This is a genomic window from Niallia oryzisoli (genome assembly GCF_043641075.1).
Classification (GTDB): domain Bacteria; phylum Bacillota; class Bacilli; order Bacillales; family Cytobacillaceae; genus Bacillus_BD; species Bacillus_BD oryzisoli_A.
The window spans coordinates 1,013,875-1,029,315 of the sequence record NZ_JBHZRC010000001.1 but is presented as its reverse complement, the minus strand read 5'-3'; the positions used below and the strand labels follow the sequence as shown (position 1 = coordinate 1,029,315).

General features: G+C 38.4%; 15 protein-coding genes. All 15 read left to right on the top strand.

What is annotated here, in order from left to right; genetic code table 11:
• The first annotated feature begins 382 nt into the window (after positions 1 to 382).
• The 15 genes from topA to ACHUFV_RS05155 all read left to right on the top strand — a co-directional run bounded on the left by topA (position 383) and on the right by ACHUFV_RS05155 (position 15,415).
• Positions 383 to 2,461: a type I DNA topoisomerase gene (gene topA, locus ACHUFV_RS05225; RefSeq protein ID WP_394232543.1), complete on the top strand. Its 2,079-nt coding sequence runs from the start codon at positions 383 to 385 to the stop codon at positions 2,459 to 2,461.
• Positions 2,462 to 2,752: 291 nt separating this feature from the next.
• A complete protein-coding gene (gene trmFO / locus ACHUFV_RS05220) occupies positions 2,753 to 4,060 on the top strand; it encodes an FADH(2)-oxidizing methylenetetrahydrofolate--tRNA-(uracil(54)-C(5))-methyltransferase TrmFO (protein WP_394232542.1) in 1,308 nt (435 codons plus the stop codon).
• A gap of 61 nt (positions 4,061 to 4,121) precedes the next feature.
• The gene (gene xerC, locus ACHUFV_RS05215; protein WP_394232541.1) at positions 4,122 to 5,024 is read left to right on the top strand and encodes a tyrosine recombinase XerC; all 903 of its coding nucleotides are present in this window, start codon (positions 4,122 to 4,124) and stop codon (positions 5,022 to 5,024) included.
• 86 nt (positions 5,025 to 5,110) lie between these two features.
• A complete protein-coding gene (hslV, locus tag ACHUFV_RS05210) occupies positions 5,111 to 5,653 on the top strand; it encodes an ATP-dependent protease subunit HslV (protein WP_394232540.1) in 543 nt (180 codons plus the stop codon).
• A gap of 20 nt (positions 5,654 to 5,673) precedes the next feature.
• Positions 5,674 to 7,080: an HslU--HslV peptidase ATPase subunit gene (gene hslU, locus ACHUFV_RS05205; protein WP_394232539.1), complete on the top strand. Its 1,407-nt coding sequence runs from the start codon at positions 5,674 to 5,676 to the stop codon at positions 7,078 to 7,080.
• A 97-nt stretch (positions 7,081 to 7,177) separates the two neighbouring features.
• Entirely contained in the window at positions 7,178 to 7,957 is a 780-nt protein-coding gene (codY, locus tag ACHUFV_RS05200) for a GTP-sensing pleiotropic transcriptional regulator CodY (protein WP_394232538.1), read from the top strand.
• 464 nt (positions 7,958 to 8,421) lie between these two features.
• A complete protein-coding gene (flgB, locus tag ACHUFV_RS05195; RefSeq protein WP_394232537.1) occupies positions 8,422 to 8,817 on the top strand; it encodes a flagellar basal body rod protein FlgB in 396 nt (131 codons plus the stop codon).
• Complete coding sequence (gene flgC, locus ACHUFV_RS05190) at positions 8,817 to 9,272, top strand: flagellar basal body rod protein FlgC (protein WP_394232536.1); 456 nt, start codon at positions 8,817 to 8,819, stop codon at positions 9,270 to 9,272. Before flgB ends, flgC begins: the two co-directional genes overlap by 1 nt.
• A gap of 15 nt (positions 9,273 to 9,287) precedes the next feature.
• Positions 9,288 to 9,590, top strand: coding sequence for a flagellar hook-basal body complex protein FliE (gene fliE / locus ACHUFV_RS05185; protein ID WP_394232535.1), 303 nt, complete (start codon positions 9,288 to 9,290; stop codon positions 9,588 to 9,590).
• Positions 9,591 to 9,659: 69 nt separating this feature from the next.
• Positions 9,660 to 11,249 (top strand): flagellar basal-body MS-ring/collar protein FliF, encoded by a 1,590-nt coding sequence (fliF, locus tag ACHUFV_RS05180; RefSeq protein ID WP_394232534.1) that lies wholly within the window; start codon positions 9,660 to 9,662, stop codon positions 11,247 to 11,249.
• Between the two features lie 15 nt (positions 11,250 to 11,264).
• Positions 11,265 to 12,281 (top strand): flagellar motor switch protein FliG, encoded by a 1,017-nt coding sequence (fliG, locus tag ACHUFV_RS05175; protein WP_394232533.1) that lies wholly within the window; start codon positions 11,265 to 11,267, stop codon positions 12,279 to 12,281.
• The gene (gene fliH / locus ACHUFV_RS05170) at positions 12,274 to 13,056 is read left to right on the top strand and encodes a flagellar assembly protein FliH (RefSeq protein WP_394232532.1); all 783 of its coding nucleotides are present in this window, start codon (positions 12,274 to 12,276) and stop codon (positions 13,054 to 13,056) included. Before fliG ends, fliH begins: the two co-directional genes overlap by 8 nt.
• A complete protein-coding gene (gene fliI / locus ACHUFV_RS05165) occupies positions 13,043 to 14,359 on the top strand; it encodes a flagellar protein export ATPase FliI (protein ID WP_394232531.1) in 1,317 nt (438 codons plus the stop codon). The genes fliH and fliI overlap by 14 nt, the downstream gene beginning before the upstream one ends.
• Positions 14,360 to 14,363: 4 nt before the next feature.
• The gene (gene fliJ / locus ACHUFV_RS05160; protein ID WP_394232530.1) at positions 14,364 to 14,807 is read left to right on the top strand and encodes a flagellar export protein FliJ; all 444 of its coding nucleotides are present in this window, start codon (positions 14,364 to 14,366) and stop codon (positions 14,805 to 14,807) included.
• Between the two features lie 8 nt (positions 14,808 to 14,815).
• Positions 14,816 to 15,415, top strand: coding sequence for a MotE family protein (locus ACHUFV_RS05155; RefSeq protein ID WP_394232529.1), 600 nt, complete (start codon positions 14,816 to 14,818; stop codon positions 15,413 to 15,415).
• Positions 15,416 to 15,441 lie beyond the last annotated feature (26 nt).

Genomic DNA, 15,441 nt, shown 5'->3' with positions numbered 1-15,441 from the left:
AGCCAATTTTTTGTGAATAAATGAATAAAAAGGTTGAAATTATTTTTAATCTGTTATACATTTTGCAACATAAGTTATGTCATTACTGAAATTCAAAAAATGTATTATAATGAAGAGAATTGAAATTGAAATGTGTTGGAAAATATCCGTTCGTATGGATGATAAAATGAATAAATGGTAATAGACTTTTAATACTTATTTTAGTGACCTGAAACCGTTTTCCTTTAAGGAATTGTCAAACAAGGAAGGAAATATTGTAAATTATTTAACAACTTTTGTTGACAGACGTGATGAATTTGGACAATAATAATGAATATTTTAAGTTTACAGTTATAATGATAGAAATAGTGCGGATATAATCCCTCTTAAGGAGGATTTAGGAATGTCAGAGTTTCTTGTAATCGTTGAATCGCCTGCAAAGGCAAAGACGATTGAGAAGTATTTAGGAAAAAAATATAAGGTAAAAGCATCCATGGGACATATAAGGGATTTACCTAAAAGTCAAATGGGTATTGACTATGGCAAACAATTTGAACCGAAATATATTACGATTCGTGGCAAGGGTCCAATTTTAAAGGATTTAAAAACGGCTGCTAAAAAAGCAAAGAAAATATATCTGGCAGCTGACCCTGATCGCGAAGGTGAAGCGATTGCTTGGCACTTAGCGAATAGTCTAAACGTTGACGTAGAGTCAGATTGCCGTGTTGTGTTTAATGAAATAACAAAGGATGCCATTAAAGAGTCCTTTAAGCATCCTCGGCCAATCAATATGAATTTAGTCGATGCTCAGCAGGCACGAAGAGTGCTTGATCGCTTAGTAGGTTATAATATCAGTCCATTACTTTGGAAAAAGGTAAAAAAAGGGTTAAGTGCAGGCAGGGTTCAATCAGTAGCTGTCCGCTTAATTATTGACAGAGAAAAAGAAATCAAAGCCTTTGTTCCTGAGGAATACTGGACAATAGATGGTGAGTTTTTAAAGGGTACAGAAAGCTTCGATGCATCTTTTTATGGAATTGATAAGAAAAAACTAGATTTAAACTCTGAGGCTGATGTTAAAGAAGTATTAAAGCAAATGAATGGAAATCGTTTCACAGTGGAAAGTGTTACGAAAAAAGAACGACGCCGCAATCCGGCAGCGCCATTTACCACTTCGTCCTTACAGCAGGAAGCTGCAAGGAAATTAAATTTCAGAGCAAGAAAAACAATGATGCTTGCACAGCAGCTTTATGAAGGTATGGATATAGGTAGTGAAGGTACCATTGGTCTAATAACCTATATGAGAACTGATTCCACTCGTATATCGGATATAGCCAAGGCTGAGGCTGCAGATTATATTGGCAGCACCTACGGTGAGAGCTATTTACAAGTGGAAGAGCGGAAGGAAAAGAAAAGTTCCAATGCACAGGACGCCCATGAAGCGATCCGCCCGACCAGCACGTTACGGGAACCAAGCAGCTTAAAAGAATTTCTATCGCGAGATCAGCTGAGGTTATATAAATTAATATGGGAACGCTTTGTAGCGAGTCAAATGTCTGCAGCTGTCATGGATACGATGAGTGTAGACTTAAGGAATGGTCCAGTCCTATTCAGGGCAACAGGTTCAAAAATCAAATTTCCTGGATTTATGAAGGTATATGTGGAAGGTACAGACGATAATGCTGAAGAAAAAAAGGATCGTATTCTGCCGGATTTACAGGTGGGTGACGAGGTTTTAAAGAAGGACATTGATCCGAAACAGCATTTTACACAGCCACCTCCACGATATACGGAGGCAAGACTTGTTAAAACACTTGAAGAACTTGGGATTGGCCGCCCTTCTACATTTGCACCAACATTGGATACGATTCAAAAGAGAGGGTATGTAGCTCTTGATAATAAACGCTTTGTTCCAACTGAGCTTGGAGAGATTGTGACAGAGCTGATGTTTGAATTTTTCCCGGAGATACTCAATGTTGAATTTACAGCAAAAATGGAACAAGATTTGGATAACATTGAAGAGGGGCAAATTAACTGGGTAAAAATTATTGATGATTTTTATCGTGGGTTTGAGAAAAATCTTGAAATAGCTGAAAAAGAAATGGAACAGGTCGAAATAAAAGATGAACCTGCAGGTGAAGATTGCGAGCAATGCGGAAATCCAATGGTGTTTAAAATGGGACGTTATGGTAAATTCATGGCCTGCAGTAATTTTCCTGATTGCCGGAACACTAAGGCCATTGTGAAGGAAATTGGTGTTAAATGTCCTAAATGTAACGAAGGCAATATTATTGAAAGAAAAAGTAAGAAAAAACGAATCTTTTATGGCTGTGACCGCTTTCCTGAATGTGATTTTCTGTCTTGGGATAAGCCATTACCACGTAAATGCCCTAAATGTGAATCTCTTTTAGTGGAGAAGAAGCTTAAAAAGGGTGTACAGGTGCAATGCGTGGAATGTGATTATAAAGAAGAACCACAAAGCTAAGGGTGAGTAATATACTCACTCTTTTCCTATGTACTAAGAACAAGTTTTTCTAAAAATGTATAAAAAATGCAGAAAATGATTGCTGGATGACAAAAATATATAAAATTCGACAAAAAACAACACTTGAAACTTTATTAACTTACGAATTTTGTGTACAATGCAGAGTGGATGCTAAAAAATAAACTATTTTAGGTATTGGAATGTATTTTAATTGGTAAACCTTGAATTCATATAGTTGCTTTTGAATTAACCCTGCTTTTTGTTTATGTTTTATAATTTAGGAGGTTTAGTATGACAGATAGATATGTAAATGTGATTGGTGCAGGCCTTGCTGGAAGTGAGGCTGCATGGCAGCTAGCGAAAAGGGGTATTGCTGTAAGGCTGTATGAAATGAGACCTGTGAAACAAACGCCTGCACATCATACAGACAAATTTGCTGAGCTGGTTTGCAGTAATTCATTAAGAGCAAATAATTTAACGAACGCTGTTGGTGTGTTAAAGGAGGAAATGCGGCAACTAGATTCAGTTATCATCAGCTCGGCAGATGAATGTGCTGTACCGGCGGGTGGAGCTTTAGCTGTTGATCGGCATGAATTTGCAGGGCTTGTTACGGAAAAAGTGAAAAACCATCCAAATGTGACTGTTATTCATGAAGAAGTTACAGAGATTCCAGAGGGTGTAACAATCATTGCAACAGGTCCATTAACCAGCTCTGGTTTGGCAGAACAATTAAAACAGCTGACCGGGGAAGATTATTTGTATTTTTATGATGCGGCTGCGCCAATCGTAGAAAAAGACAGTATTGATATGAATAAAGTCTACTTAAAATCACGCTATGATAAAGGCGAAGCAGCATACTTAAACTGCCCAATGACCGAAGAAGAATTCGATCGTTTTTATAATGCATTAATAACTGCTGAAACAGCTCCTGTAAAAGAATTCGAGAAGGAAATTTTCTTTGAAGGGTGTATGCCAATTGAGGTAATGGCCAATAGAGGAAAAAAAACCATGTTATTTGGTCCCATGAAACCGGTTGGTTTGGAGGATCCAAAAACAGGTAAAAGGCCGTATGCTGTAGTACAACTTCGTCAAGATGATGCGGCCGGAACATTATATAATATTGTCGGTTTCCAGACTCATTTAAAGTGGGGTGCACAAAAAGAGGTGCTGCAATTAATCCCTGGTCTTGAACAGGCAGAAATTGTCCGCTATGGTGTCATGCATCGAAATACCTTTATTAATTCACCAAAAGTGTTAAAGGCGACCTACCAATTTAATCTTCGTGAAGATTTGTTTTTTGCAGGACAAATGACTGGTGTGGAAGGCTATGTGGAGTCTGCTGCAAGTGGACTAGTTGCTGGTATTAACGCTGCAAGGCTGATTAATGGTCAAGAAACAATTAAGTTTCCTGTTGAAACAGCAATCGGGAGTATGGCCCATTATATTACCACGACGAATGCAAAAAGTTTCCAGCCAATGAATGCGAATTTTGGACTATTTCCTGAACTGCCTGTCAAAATAAGAGGAAAGCAAGAAAGAAATGAACAGCATGCTACGAGGGCATTAGAAACAATTCAGAACTTTAAGAAGAGTTTGTGATTTATTTGCTGTAGGCTGCTATAATATGGTATGCTATAGTAGCCTATATGAGGTGATTGGTATGGCTGAAAATGTGAACGTTATGTTAAAGTTGTTTATTGAATATTTACAAATTGAAAGAAATTATTCACAATATACAATTGGGTCTTATGAATATGATGTGAAAGATTTTTTTATGTTCATGAGTGAACAAAATATTAAAGGTGTAGAGGATGTTGCTTACTTAGATATCCGTATCTACCTAACAAAGTTGTATGAAGAAAAGCTTGCGAGGAAATCTGTTGCAAGAAAAATTTCCAGTCTTCGCAGCTTTTACAAATTCCTGCTTCGGGAAAAAATGATTGAGGAAAATCCATTTACGCTTGTATCGATTCCAAAAGCAGAAAAGCGGCTGCCGAACTTTTTTTATGGTGATGAAATGCAGTCATTATTTGATGCGTGTAATACAGAAACGCCGCTTGGAGTAAGAAACCTAGCGATACTGGAATTATTGTATGCGACTGGGATTCGTGTTGGCGAGTGCAGTCAATTGCGGCTAAAGGATGTGGATTTCTTTTTATCAACGATTCTCGTTCACGGAAAAGGCCATAAAGACCGATACGTACCTTTTGGCAGTTTTGCTCATGATGCATTAGAACAATACATACATAACGGTCGAAAACAGTTAATGAAAACCCAAAATACTCACGACTTTCTTTTCGTTAATTATCGTGGCGGTCCTCTAACAACAAGGGGAATAGGTGTTATTTTAAATAAAATACTTGAGGAATCCTCTTATAACGGGAAAATCCATCCTCATATGCTCCGTCATACGTTTGCAACACATCTGCTGCAAAATGGGGCAGACATGAGAACGGTTCAAGAGTTGTTAGGTCACGCCTTTCTTTCATCAACACAAAAATATACCCATGTAACAAATGAGTATTTAAGAAAATCCTACATGTCCCACCATCCTAGGGCATAAAGAAGAAAAGAGGAAGCAGTTCGTCCAGGAATGAACAGAACGTTAGCATAGATGAATTTGATAAGCGATATTAAGGAGGTTTTTTGATGACGGAATTTCATGCGACCACTATTTTTGCCATTCAGCACAAAGGGAAATGTGCAATGGCTGGTGATGGTCAAGTTACCTTTGGAAACGCAGTTGTCATGAAACATACAGCTAGAAAGGTAAGAAAGCTTTTCAATGGTAAAGTTTTAGCTGGCTTTGCCGGCTCTGTAGCAGATGCCTTTACATTATTTGAATTATTTGAAGGTAAACTCGAGGAGTATAATGGGAATTTGCAGCGTGCGGCTGTTGAGCTGGCAAAATTATGGAGAAGCGATAAGGTTCTAAGAAGATTGGAAGCTATGTTAATCATCATGGATGAAAAAGATTTACTCCTTGTATCAGGAACAGGGGAAGTCATTGAACCGGATGATGGGATTTTAGCAATTGGTTCAGGCGGGAACTACGCATTATCAGCCGGACGATCTTTAAAGAAATTTGCTGGAGAGCATTTGACGGCGAAGGAAATTGCAAAGGCATCCCTTGAAATTGCCTCTGAAATTTGTGTTTATACAAATGACAATATTATCGTTGAAGAGTTATAGTGGGAAAGGAGTCCGTGTACATGGGAATAGGAATAAATTTAACACCCCGTCAAATTGTTGAACGACTTAACCAATATATAATCGGGCAAAGCGATGCTAAAAAAGCAGTTGCCGTTGCACTTCGTAACCGCTATCGCCGCAGTCTGCTTGATGAAAAAATCCGCGATGAAATCAGTCCGAAAAATATTTTAATGATTGGGCCAACCGGTGTAGGTAAAACAGAGATTGCCAGAAGGATAGCAAAACTGGTACAGGCACCATTTGTGAAAGTAGAAGCAACTAAATTTACTGAAGTTGGCTATGTTGGCCGTGATGTTGAATCAATGGTCCGGGATCTTATTGAAACATCTGTTAGGCTCATAAAAGAAGAAAAAATGCAGAGTGTAAAGGGAAGAGCAGAAAAGAACGCCAATCAGCGGTTAATTGAACTGCTTGTACCGTCAAATAAAAAAACGGCTTCCATTAAAAACCCTCTTGAAATGCTTTTTGGCGGCGGAAGCAATCAGGATCAACAGGATACAAGCGGTTCGGATGAAGCTAATCTTCAAGAAAAACGGCAAAGTATTCAGGCCAAGTTAGCTGCAGGAGAATTAGAAAATGAGATTGTAACTGTCGAAGTGGAAGAAAATCAGCCGTCCATGTTTGATATGCTGCAGGGTTCTGGTATGGAGCAGATGGGCTTGAACATGCAGGATGCATTAGGAAATTTAATGCCAAAGCGCCGCAAGAAAAGGAAGCTAGCCGTTCATGAAGCGCGAAAAGTATTGACACAAGAAGAAGCCCAGAAGTTAATCGATATGGACGAGGTAACACAAGAAGCGATATATCGTGCAGAGCAATCGGGAATTATTTTTATTGATGAAATTGATAAAATTGCAAGCAAAAACAGCGGTGGATCATCAACGGATGTGTCACGCGAGGGTGTACAGCGGGACATTCTACCAATTGTAGAAGGGTCTACGGTAGTTACAAAATACGGCTCTGTGAAAACAGATCATATTCTTTTTATTGCTGCAGGTGCTTTTCACATTGCGAAGCCGTCTGATTTAATTCCAGAGCTGCAGGGGAGATTTCCAATCCGGGTTGAGCTTACAAAATTAACAACAGAAGATTTCGTGAAAATACTTATTGAACCAGATAATGCATTAATTAAACAATATGAAGCATTATTGGCAACTGAAGGTATACAAATTGAATTTTCTGACGATGCTATTACTAAGATAGCTGAAGTTGCTTTTGAGGTGAATCAAAATACTGATAATATCGGGGCAAGACGTCTGCACACTATATTAGAAAAGCTGCTTGAGGATTTATCCTTTGAGGCACCGGAAATCACAATGGAGAAGATTATTATTACACCGCAATATGTGGAAGAGAAGCTCGGTGCGATTTCGCGGAATAAAGATTTAAGTCGTTTTATTCTCTAAGTACTAATTTGTGTAAAACGGATAGGATTATGAGGGAAATAAAACTAAAAAATAGATAAAGAATATTTGGGTGTTAGTTAATAGGAGGAAGAATGTAATGGATTTATTATCAAAAACAAGAAAAATTAATGCAATGCTGCAAAAGGCTACTGGAAAGTCAGTTAACTTCAAAGAGATGGCTGAAACATTGAGTGATGTCATTAATTCAAACATCTTTGTGGTAAGCCGTCGAGGTAAATTGCTTGGTTTCTCTGTTAATCAACAGATTGAAAATGACCGGATGAAAAAAATGCTAGAGGATCGTCAATTCCCTGAAGAATATACAAAAAATTTATTCAGCATTAATGAAACAACACCAAACCTTTCAATTGAAAGTGATTATTCTGCTTTTCCATCAGAAAACAAGGACCTTTTTGCTAGCGGTTTAACAACGGTTGTGCCAATTATTGGCGGAGGAGATCGCCTTGGTACACTTATTTTGTCAAGATTAGAAGAACAGTTCTGTGATGATGATTTAATTCTTGCGGAATATGGTGCAACGGTTGTCGGGATGGAAATTCTTCATGAGAAGGCAGAGGAAATTGAAGAGGAAGCACGTAGTAAAGCGGTTGTTCAAATGGCTATCAGCTCATTATCATATAGTGAACTAGAAGCAATTGAACATATATTTGAAGAATTAAACGGTACGGAAGGACTGTTGGTTGCTTCAAAGATTGCTGACCGAGTAGGTATTACTCGTTCTGTAATTGTGAACGCACTTCGTAAGCTTGAAAGTGCAGGCGTTATTGAATCGCGTTCATTAGGAATGAAGGGAACTTACATTAAGGTTCTAAATGATAAATTTTTACTTGAACTAGAAAAATTAAAGACAAACTAATAAATCAATGGAAAATCATCTGTTTGTATGCAGATGATTTTTTTTATTTTTTTGTTGTTGTTATATAAGAAAACTTTTTGTAACAAAGTGTGAATATTTTTCGACAAATTGTAAAGATAGTAATAAATATAGTTTTTACAATTTGTGATTACTAAAATTAATAGTTAATATTTATTAGTCATCTTCTATCTAATTAAGCGTTTATAGGTATATTGGATTAAATATCTTAATTTATTTTTGTCGGTATTGTATAGCAGGTCTTTAATCAATTACAATAAACAAAGGGATATTGGGCGTGTTTGTTCAAAATGGGACTATTTACTTAATAAAATTAACACTACAGTCGTAGACATATTATTACGATTTCATTACAATAAGATTTGTAACTATGGATTCGTCCTATTTCCTCAAAATTCTACATATTTCTTCTATTTTAATTATTATAGGGATATAGAGGTGTAATTATGAGCTTATTTTCAGGCACGATATCCACGTTGGAGAATGCGCTAAATTATTCATCCGCAAAACAAAAGGTCATCTCACAAAATATTGCGAACGTGGATACACCGAATTATAAAGCAAAGGATGTCAGCTTCAAAGCTGCCCTTGATCAAGCTGTTGGACAATCAATCCCAACAAATCGTTCCGACAATAGACATTATGTCTTTACAAAATCATTAGACCCATCCATCTCGATTATGAACAAAAAATCAGTTTCTTATAACGAGAATGGCAATAGTGTTGACATCGATCAGGAAATGTCAGATTTAGCCAAAAATCAAATCTACTACAATGCATTGACAGAAAGAATCAGCGGGAAATTTTCAACACTGCAGAATGTGATTAGAGGTGGGAAGTAATGTCAATCTTCCATAGTATGAATACAACAGCGTCAGCGTTAACAGCGCAGCGTCTCCGAATGGATGTTGTATCATCAAATATGGCCAATGCTGATACAACGCGTGCTAAGCTAGTTAACGGAGAATGGGAGCCCTATCGACGGAAATCGGTTGTTATGCAGGCAAAGGAAGATCAATTTTCTTCTTATCTGCAGACGGCCTTAAATACTAGCAGCCAGGGTGCTGGCAACGGTGTAAAAGTAAGCAAAATCGTTGAAGATGAAACGCCATTTCAGCTTGTGTATGATCCGACGCACCCAGATGCAAATGAAGAAGGATATGTACAAAAACCAAATGTTGACCCATTGAAGGAAATGGTTGATCTAATGAGTGCAACAAGATCATATGAGGCGAATGTTACGGTTTTAAATGCATCTAAGAACATGCTGATGAAAGCACTAGAAATTGGTAAGTAAAGGAATGACTGATAAATGAACCCTATTTCGTTTACACCGGCAGCATCAACCAATATGTTGAAAGCTTCACAATCTGCTGTAACTCCTGCTCAGGCACAGAAAAGTTTTTCATCCTTTCTTAAGGATTCAATAGAGAAAGTTAACCAGGCACAAGTTGAATCAGATAAATTGACTGAAAAATTAGCACTTGGGCAAAACGTTGATTTGCATCAGGTAATGATTGCTTCACAAAAAGCGAGTATTACCATGCAGATGACACTTGAAATTCGCAATAAAGCTGTTGAAGCATATCAAGAAATGATGAGAATGCAAGTTTAATAGGAAATTTTGTTTAGTTTGGCGGTTATTTACTACTGACCAATCAGATTTAATAACCGGGGGAAAACCATGAAGGAAATGTTACAAAAATTTATCTATCCACTAAAAGAGTACTGGACAAGCCGCACCAAAAAACAGCGAATTGTTTGGATAAGTGCTGTAGCTTGTATTTTATTGGCCGCCGGGGTCATTACTTTTTTGACAACAAGGACAAACCTAGTGCCTCTATATAGCAATCTCACTCCTTCTGAGACCGGTTCTATTAAAGAAAGCCTCGATGGAAGAGGGATTGAATCAGAAATAACTGATGGGGGTCAAACGATTAACGTTCCAGAGGAAATTGTAGATTCATTGAAAGTCGAACTGGCTGCAGAGGGCTTGCCTAAATCAGGCAGTATTGATTATTCCTTTTTTAGTCAAAATGCGGGTATGGGAACAACTGAAAATGAATTTAATGTGCTGAAGCTGGATGCTATGCAAACAGAGCTGGCAAATCTTATAAAAGGGATTGAAGGAATTACTGATGCAAATGTAATGATTAATCTCCCTGAAGCTAGTTTATTCGTCAACGATCAAGTCAAAGAGGCCTCAGCTTCGATTGTATTAAATACAAAACCAGGCTATCAATTTGAACAAAATCAAATTACAGCTTTATATCAATTGGTTTCAAAAAGTGTTCCAAACCTGCCTACAGATAATATCGTCATAATGAACCAAAACTTTGAGTATTTTGATTTAAAAAGTGAAAATAATTTAGCCGGCTCTATGTTTGCGAACCAACAGGAAGTAAAAAAGGAAATTGAACGAGATGTACAGCGACAAGTACAAACTATGCTAGGCACATTGATGGGGCAGGATAAAGTTGTTGTTTCTGTAACAGCAGATATCGACTTTTCCCAGGAAAATCGTGAAGAGAACCTCGTGACACCTGTTGATGAGGAAAATATGGAAGGGATTGCAATCAGCGCCCAAAAAATTACCGAAGCGTACACAGGTACGGGCAATGCACCTGAAGGAGTTCCTCAAGCAGAGACAACAGGAGATACTGGATATACGGAAGCATCTGGAAGTACTAATAACGGTGATTACGAAAAAGTAGATGATACGATTAATTACGAGATTAATAGAATTCGAAAAGAAATTGTTGAAAGTCCGTACAAGGTGAGAGATCTCGGGATTCAGGTGATGGTAGAGCCGCCAGAAGCGGATAATCCTGAATCATTATCTGGGGAACGAATAGACGATATTAAAAATATGCTTGCAACGATTGTTAGAACTTCCATTGATAAAAATGAAAATCCTGAGCTAACAGATGATGACATTAATCAAAAAATATCTGTATCTGTTCAGCCTTTTAAAGGAAAAGTTACATTTGATGATGGAGAGAAGTTCCGAGTTCCATGGTGGGTTTATGCTATTGGTGGAGTGCTTGTTGCGGTAATTGGATTGTTGGTATTCCTGTTTATGAGAGCCCGTAGACAGCGCATTAAGGAAGAAGAGGTTAGTATGGAAGATTTCATTCAGCCTATTGAAGTTCCTGATGTAAATGAAAGTCATGAAACGGAAAACAGTCTCCGCAAAAAACAGCTAGAAAAAATGGCAAAGGAAAAGCCGGAGGAATTTGCAAAACTGTTGCGCTCATGGATAGCTGAGGACTAAAGGGAGAGGATTAAGATGGCGAGAAAAGAACAAAAGGAATTAAGTGGAAAGCAAAAGGCGGCCATTCTTTTAATTTCTCTCGGTCCTGATGTTTCTGCATCAGTTTATAAGCATTTAAGCGAAGAAGAAATTGAAAAATTAACCTTAGAAATTTCCGGAGTAAAAAGGGTGGACAGTCAGGCTAAGGAAGAAGTAGTGGAAGAGTTCCATCAAATCGCGCTTGCACAGGATTATATTGCACAGGGCGGGATTGGTTATGCAAAAACCGTTCTTGAAAAGGCGCTTGGTGAAGAGCAGGCAACTGTTATTTTAAACCGCCTTACGTCTTCATTACAGGTACGTCCTTTTGACTTCGCCAGAAAGGCGGACCCTGCCCAGATTCTAAATTTTATTCAAAATGAGCACCCGCAAACCATTGCCTTAATTCTTTCCTATTTAGATGCGCAGCAGGCTGGTCAAATCCTATCAGAGCTGCCACAGGAGATGCAAGCGGATATTGCAAAACGAATTGCCGTTATGGACAGCACGTCTCCAGAAATAATAAATGAGATCGAACAGATATTAGAACGAAAGCTGTCAACAACGGTTACGCAGGACTACACGCAAACAGGTGGTATTGAGGCTGTTGTTGAGGTTTTAAATGGTGTTGATAGAACAACTGAGAGAACGATATTAGATGCACTCGAAATACAGGATCCCGAACTGGCCGAAGAAATTAAAAAACGAATGTTTGTTTTCGAAGATATTGTTACATTGGATAATCGTTCCATTCAACGGATTATTCGTGAATGTGAAAATGAAGATCTTTTACTATCACTCAAAGTATCTAGTGATGAAGTGAAGCAAACAGTCTTTAAAAACATGTCAACACGAATGGTTGAAACATTTAAGGAAGAAATGGAGTATTTGGGCCCTGTTCGATTACGTGATGTAGAAGAAGCTCAATCACGGATTGTTGCAATCATACGCCGTTTAGAAGAAGCAGGAGAAATTGTCATAGCCCGTGGTGGAGGAGATGATATCATTGTCTAGGCTCATTAAGTCACAATGGCCGGATGCCCCATCAGATAAAAAAGTCATTTCAATAAAATTATTTAATATCCCTGAAGTAAATGAGGATTTCTCTGCAAAGGCAGCCCCAGAACCAGAATCAGAAACCTCTTTTCAAATAATTGAGGAGGCACTGCTTGAAGCCGACAGAATCAAGTCGCAGGCAAAAAGTGAGGCCGAACAACTCTTTGCTCAGGCGCAGCAAGCCCGGGATGCATGGATAGAGGAACGGGAATTGTTGATAAATCAAGCCAGGGAAGAAGGCTATAGTGCTGGTTGGGTGCAAGGTGAAACGAAGGGATATTCTGAGTATCAAGAAAAACTGCAGTCAGCTGAACAAATCATTCATGCTGCCCAAAAGGATTATCATGCATATTTAGACACATCCGAAAACACCATTTTAGAATTGGCCGTGGGAATTGCTGAGAAAATTGTTAATCAAAAGATTGAAGATGATCATGGTTACTTTTTATCACTGGTAAAAAAGGCAGTCCGGGAGGTAAAGGAATTTCAGGAAGTGGAAATACACGTACATCCTGAAAACTACGAATACCTTCTTTCCAAAAAGGAAGAACTGCTAGCTGTTTTTCCACATGATACAACGCTTTTTATTTATCCGGATAGTGATTTATCTGAAGGCAGCTGCCGGTTAGAATCTCCATATGGCCGTATTGATGCAAGTATCGATACCCAGGTTTCAGAAATAAAACGAAAACTGTCTGAATGGCTGGAGCGTGATCATCATGAAGGCAGCTGAATTAGTTCACAGTCTTGATGACATTGACTCCTATAAACGGTATGGGAGAGTCAAACAAGTTGTCGGTCTTATGATTGAATCGCAAGGACCAGAAAGCTCGATTGGAGACTTGTGTCTTATCCACGTCCGACATCGAAAACACAGGGTGATTCAAGCAGAGGTGGTAGGGTTTAAGGGGGAAATTGTCATTCTGATGCCCTATACATCTGTAAATGATATTGCGCCGGGCAGCCTTGTCGAAGCTACATTGAAGCCGCTAGAAATTAAAGTTGGGTCTGCGTTAATTGGCAATGTAATTGATGCATTAGGAAACCCACTTGACGGAAACGATTTACCAAAGGGTCTAATCACTGTACCTACAGAGCAATCCCCGCCAAATCCGTTAAAAAGGCCGCCGATATCTGAACCAATCGAAGTAGGTGTACGGATGATTGATAGTTTATTAACGGTTGGAAATGGTCAGCGTGTCGGTATTTTTGCCGGAAGTGGTGTGGGTAAAAGTACACTGCTTGGGATGGTGGCACGAAATACAAAAGCTGATTTAAACGTTATAGCCTTGATTGGTGAACGGGGCCGAGAGGTACGAGAATTTATCGAGAAAGATCTTGGGTCAGAGGGATTGCAGCGTTCCATAGTTGTTGTAGCAACCTCTGATCAGCCTGCCTTGATGCGTATAAAAGGAGCCCTTACAGCCACAGCAATTGCTGAATATTTTCGCGATCAAGGTATGAATGTGATGTTAATGATGGACTCTGTCACGCGGTTTGCCATGGCACAAAGGGAAGTTGGACTGGCAATAGGCGAACCCCCTACGACAAAAGGATATACACCATCTGTTTTCGCTTTACTACCAAAGTTATTGGAGCGAACAGGAACAAATGAACTTGGTTCTATTACTGCTTTTTATACCGTTCTTGTTGATGGTGATGATATGAATGAGCCGATAGCTGACACAGTACGAGGCATACTTGACGGGCATTTTGTACTTGATCGAAGCCTGGCAAATAAAGGTCAGTATCCTGCCGTTAATGTACTAAAAAGCGTCAGCCGCGTGATGAATAATATCGTTAATCGGGAACATGTTAAATCAGCTGAGAGGCTAAGGGAGCTTTTAAGTACGTATTATAATGCAGAGGATTTAATTAATATTGGTGCATATAAAAAGGGATCTTCAAGGGAGATAGACACGGCCATCCAATTATATCCTGAGATTATTTCCTTTTTAAAGCAGGCAACCCATGAAAAGATGTCCTTAAAGGATAGTGTCAATACCTTATATCAATTAATCGGAAATGGAGAATAACATCATGGGGTACCAATTTAAGCTTGAAAAAATTATGTCTGTGAAGGAACGCGAGAAAAACGAAGCACTTACTGTCTATAATGATTCAGTAAAGCGATTTGAAGAAGTAGCTGAAAAGCTTTATGAATTGCTGAAAAAGAAAGAGGATCTAGAAAGCTATCAGTCAATGAAGCTTGTAAGCGGCTTACCTGTTCAGGAGATAAGACATCATCAGCAATTTATTGTAAACCTGCAAAAATCAATTGAGCAATATCAGCAAATGGTGTTGAATGCCCGTAATCATATGATTTTTCAACAGGAAAAGCTGATGCAAAGGAATATCGAAGTGAAAAAATATGAAAAAATGAAGGAAAAGGGCTTGCGTGAGTTCCTGGATGAAGTAAAGCAGGTGGAAGCGAAACAAATGGACGATATCTCGATTCAACACTTTGTACATCGAGGAAGCTAGGTGTAACCATGGAAAAGTTAATAGAAGAACAGGAAGAAAAGAAATACAGTAAAATACAATGGTTTTTTGTAGTGATTGTCATTCCGGCCTTATTTGCCTTAACTGTAGCTGTCCTTGTATTAACTGTTGCAGGTATAAATGTATTTGAAAAAGCTGACGAGCTTCGAGACAAAATTCCGTTTGTACCGACAAGGGAAGAAGCGAGTGATAAGCAGGCACTTAATGAAGCGGAAAGTTCAGTAACAAAGTTGAAGGCAGAAATGAAAGATAGAGAAGCGGCTATCGCAAAACTTGAAGCAGACATAAAAGGAAAAGATTCAGAAATTGAGACACTTCTGCTGGAAAAGGAACAATTACAATCACAAATAGATGAGTTGCTTTTAGACGAGAAGACAGGACAGCAGAGCTTTAATGATATTGTCAATACATTTGAATCCATTTCAGCCAAAAAGGCAGCACCTATTATTGCTGAAATGAATGATGATGAAGCATTAAAAATATTATCAAGCTTAAAGCCCGATATATTAGCAGCAATACTTGAAAAAATGAATGCGGCAGATGCAGCTAAATATACAGCATTATTAACAAATAACAGCAGTAGAGAATAGACATCGATTTAATTATGTACTGAAAG

Coding starts and splice junctions, on each gene's coding strand:
- topA (WP_394232543.1), top strand. CDS start 383: ATGTCAGAGTTTCTTGTAATCGTTGAATCGCCTGCAAAGGCAAAGACG.
- trmFO (WP_394232542.1), top strand. CDS start 2,753: ATGACAGATAGATATGTAAATGTGATTGGTGCAGGCCTTGCTGGAAGT.
- xerC (WP_394232541.1), top strand. CDS start 4,122: ATGGCTGAAAATGTGAACGTTATGTTAAAGTTGTTTATTGAATATTTA.
- hslV (WP_394232540.1), top strand. CDS start 5,111: ATGACGGAATTTCATGCGACCACTATTTTTGCCATTCAGCACAAAGGG.
- hslU (WP_394232539.1), top strand. CDS start 5,674: ATGGGAATAGGAATAAATTTAACACCCCGTCAAATTGTTGAACGACTT.
- codY (WP_394232538.1), top strand. CDS start 7,178: ATGGATTTATTATCAAAAACAAGAAAAATTAATGCAATGCTGCAAAAG.
- flgB (WP_394232537.1), top strand. CDS start 8,422: ATGAGCTTATTTTCAGGCACGATATCCACGTTGGAGAATGCGCTAAAT.
- flgC (WP_394232536.1), top strand. CDS start 8,817: ATGTCAATCTTCCATAGTATGAATACAACAGCGTCAGCGTTAACAGCG.
- fliE (WP_394232535.1), top strand. CDS start 9,288: ATGAACCCTATTTCGTTTACACCGGCAGCATCAACCAATATGTTGAAA.
- fliF (WP_394232534.1), top strand. CDS start 9,660: ATGAAGGAAATGTTACAAAAATTTATCTATCCACTAAAAGAGTACTGG.
- fliG (WP_394232533.1), top strand. CDS start 11,265: ATGGCGAGAAAAGAACAAAAGGAATTAAGTGGAAAGCAAAAGGCGGCC.
- fliI (WP_394232531.1), top strand. CDS start 13,043: ATGAAGGCAGCTGAATTAGTTCACAGTCTTGATGACATTGACTCCTAT.
- fliJ (WP_394232530.1), top strand. CDS start 14,364: ATGGGGTACCAATTTAAGCTTGAAAAAATTATGTCTGTGAAGGAACGC.
- ACHUFV_RS05155 (WP_394232529.1), top strand. CDS start 14,816: ATGGAAAAGTTAATAGAAGAACAGGAAGAAAAGAAATACAGTAAAATA.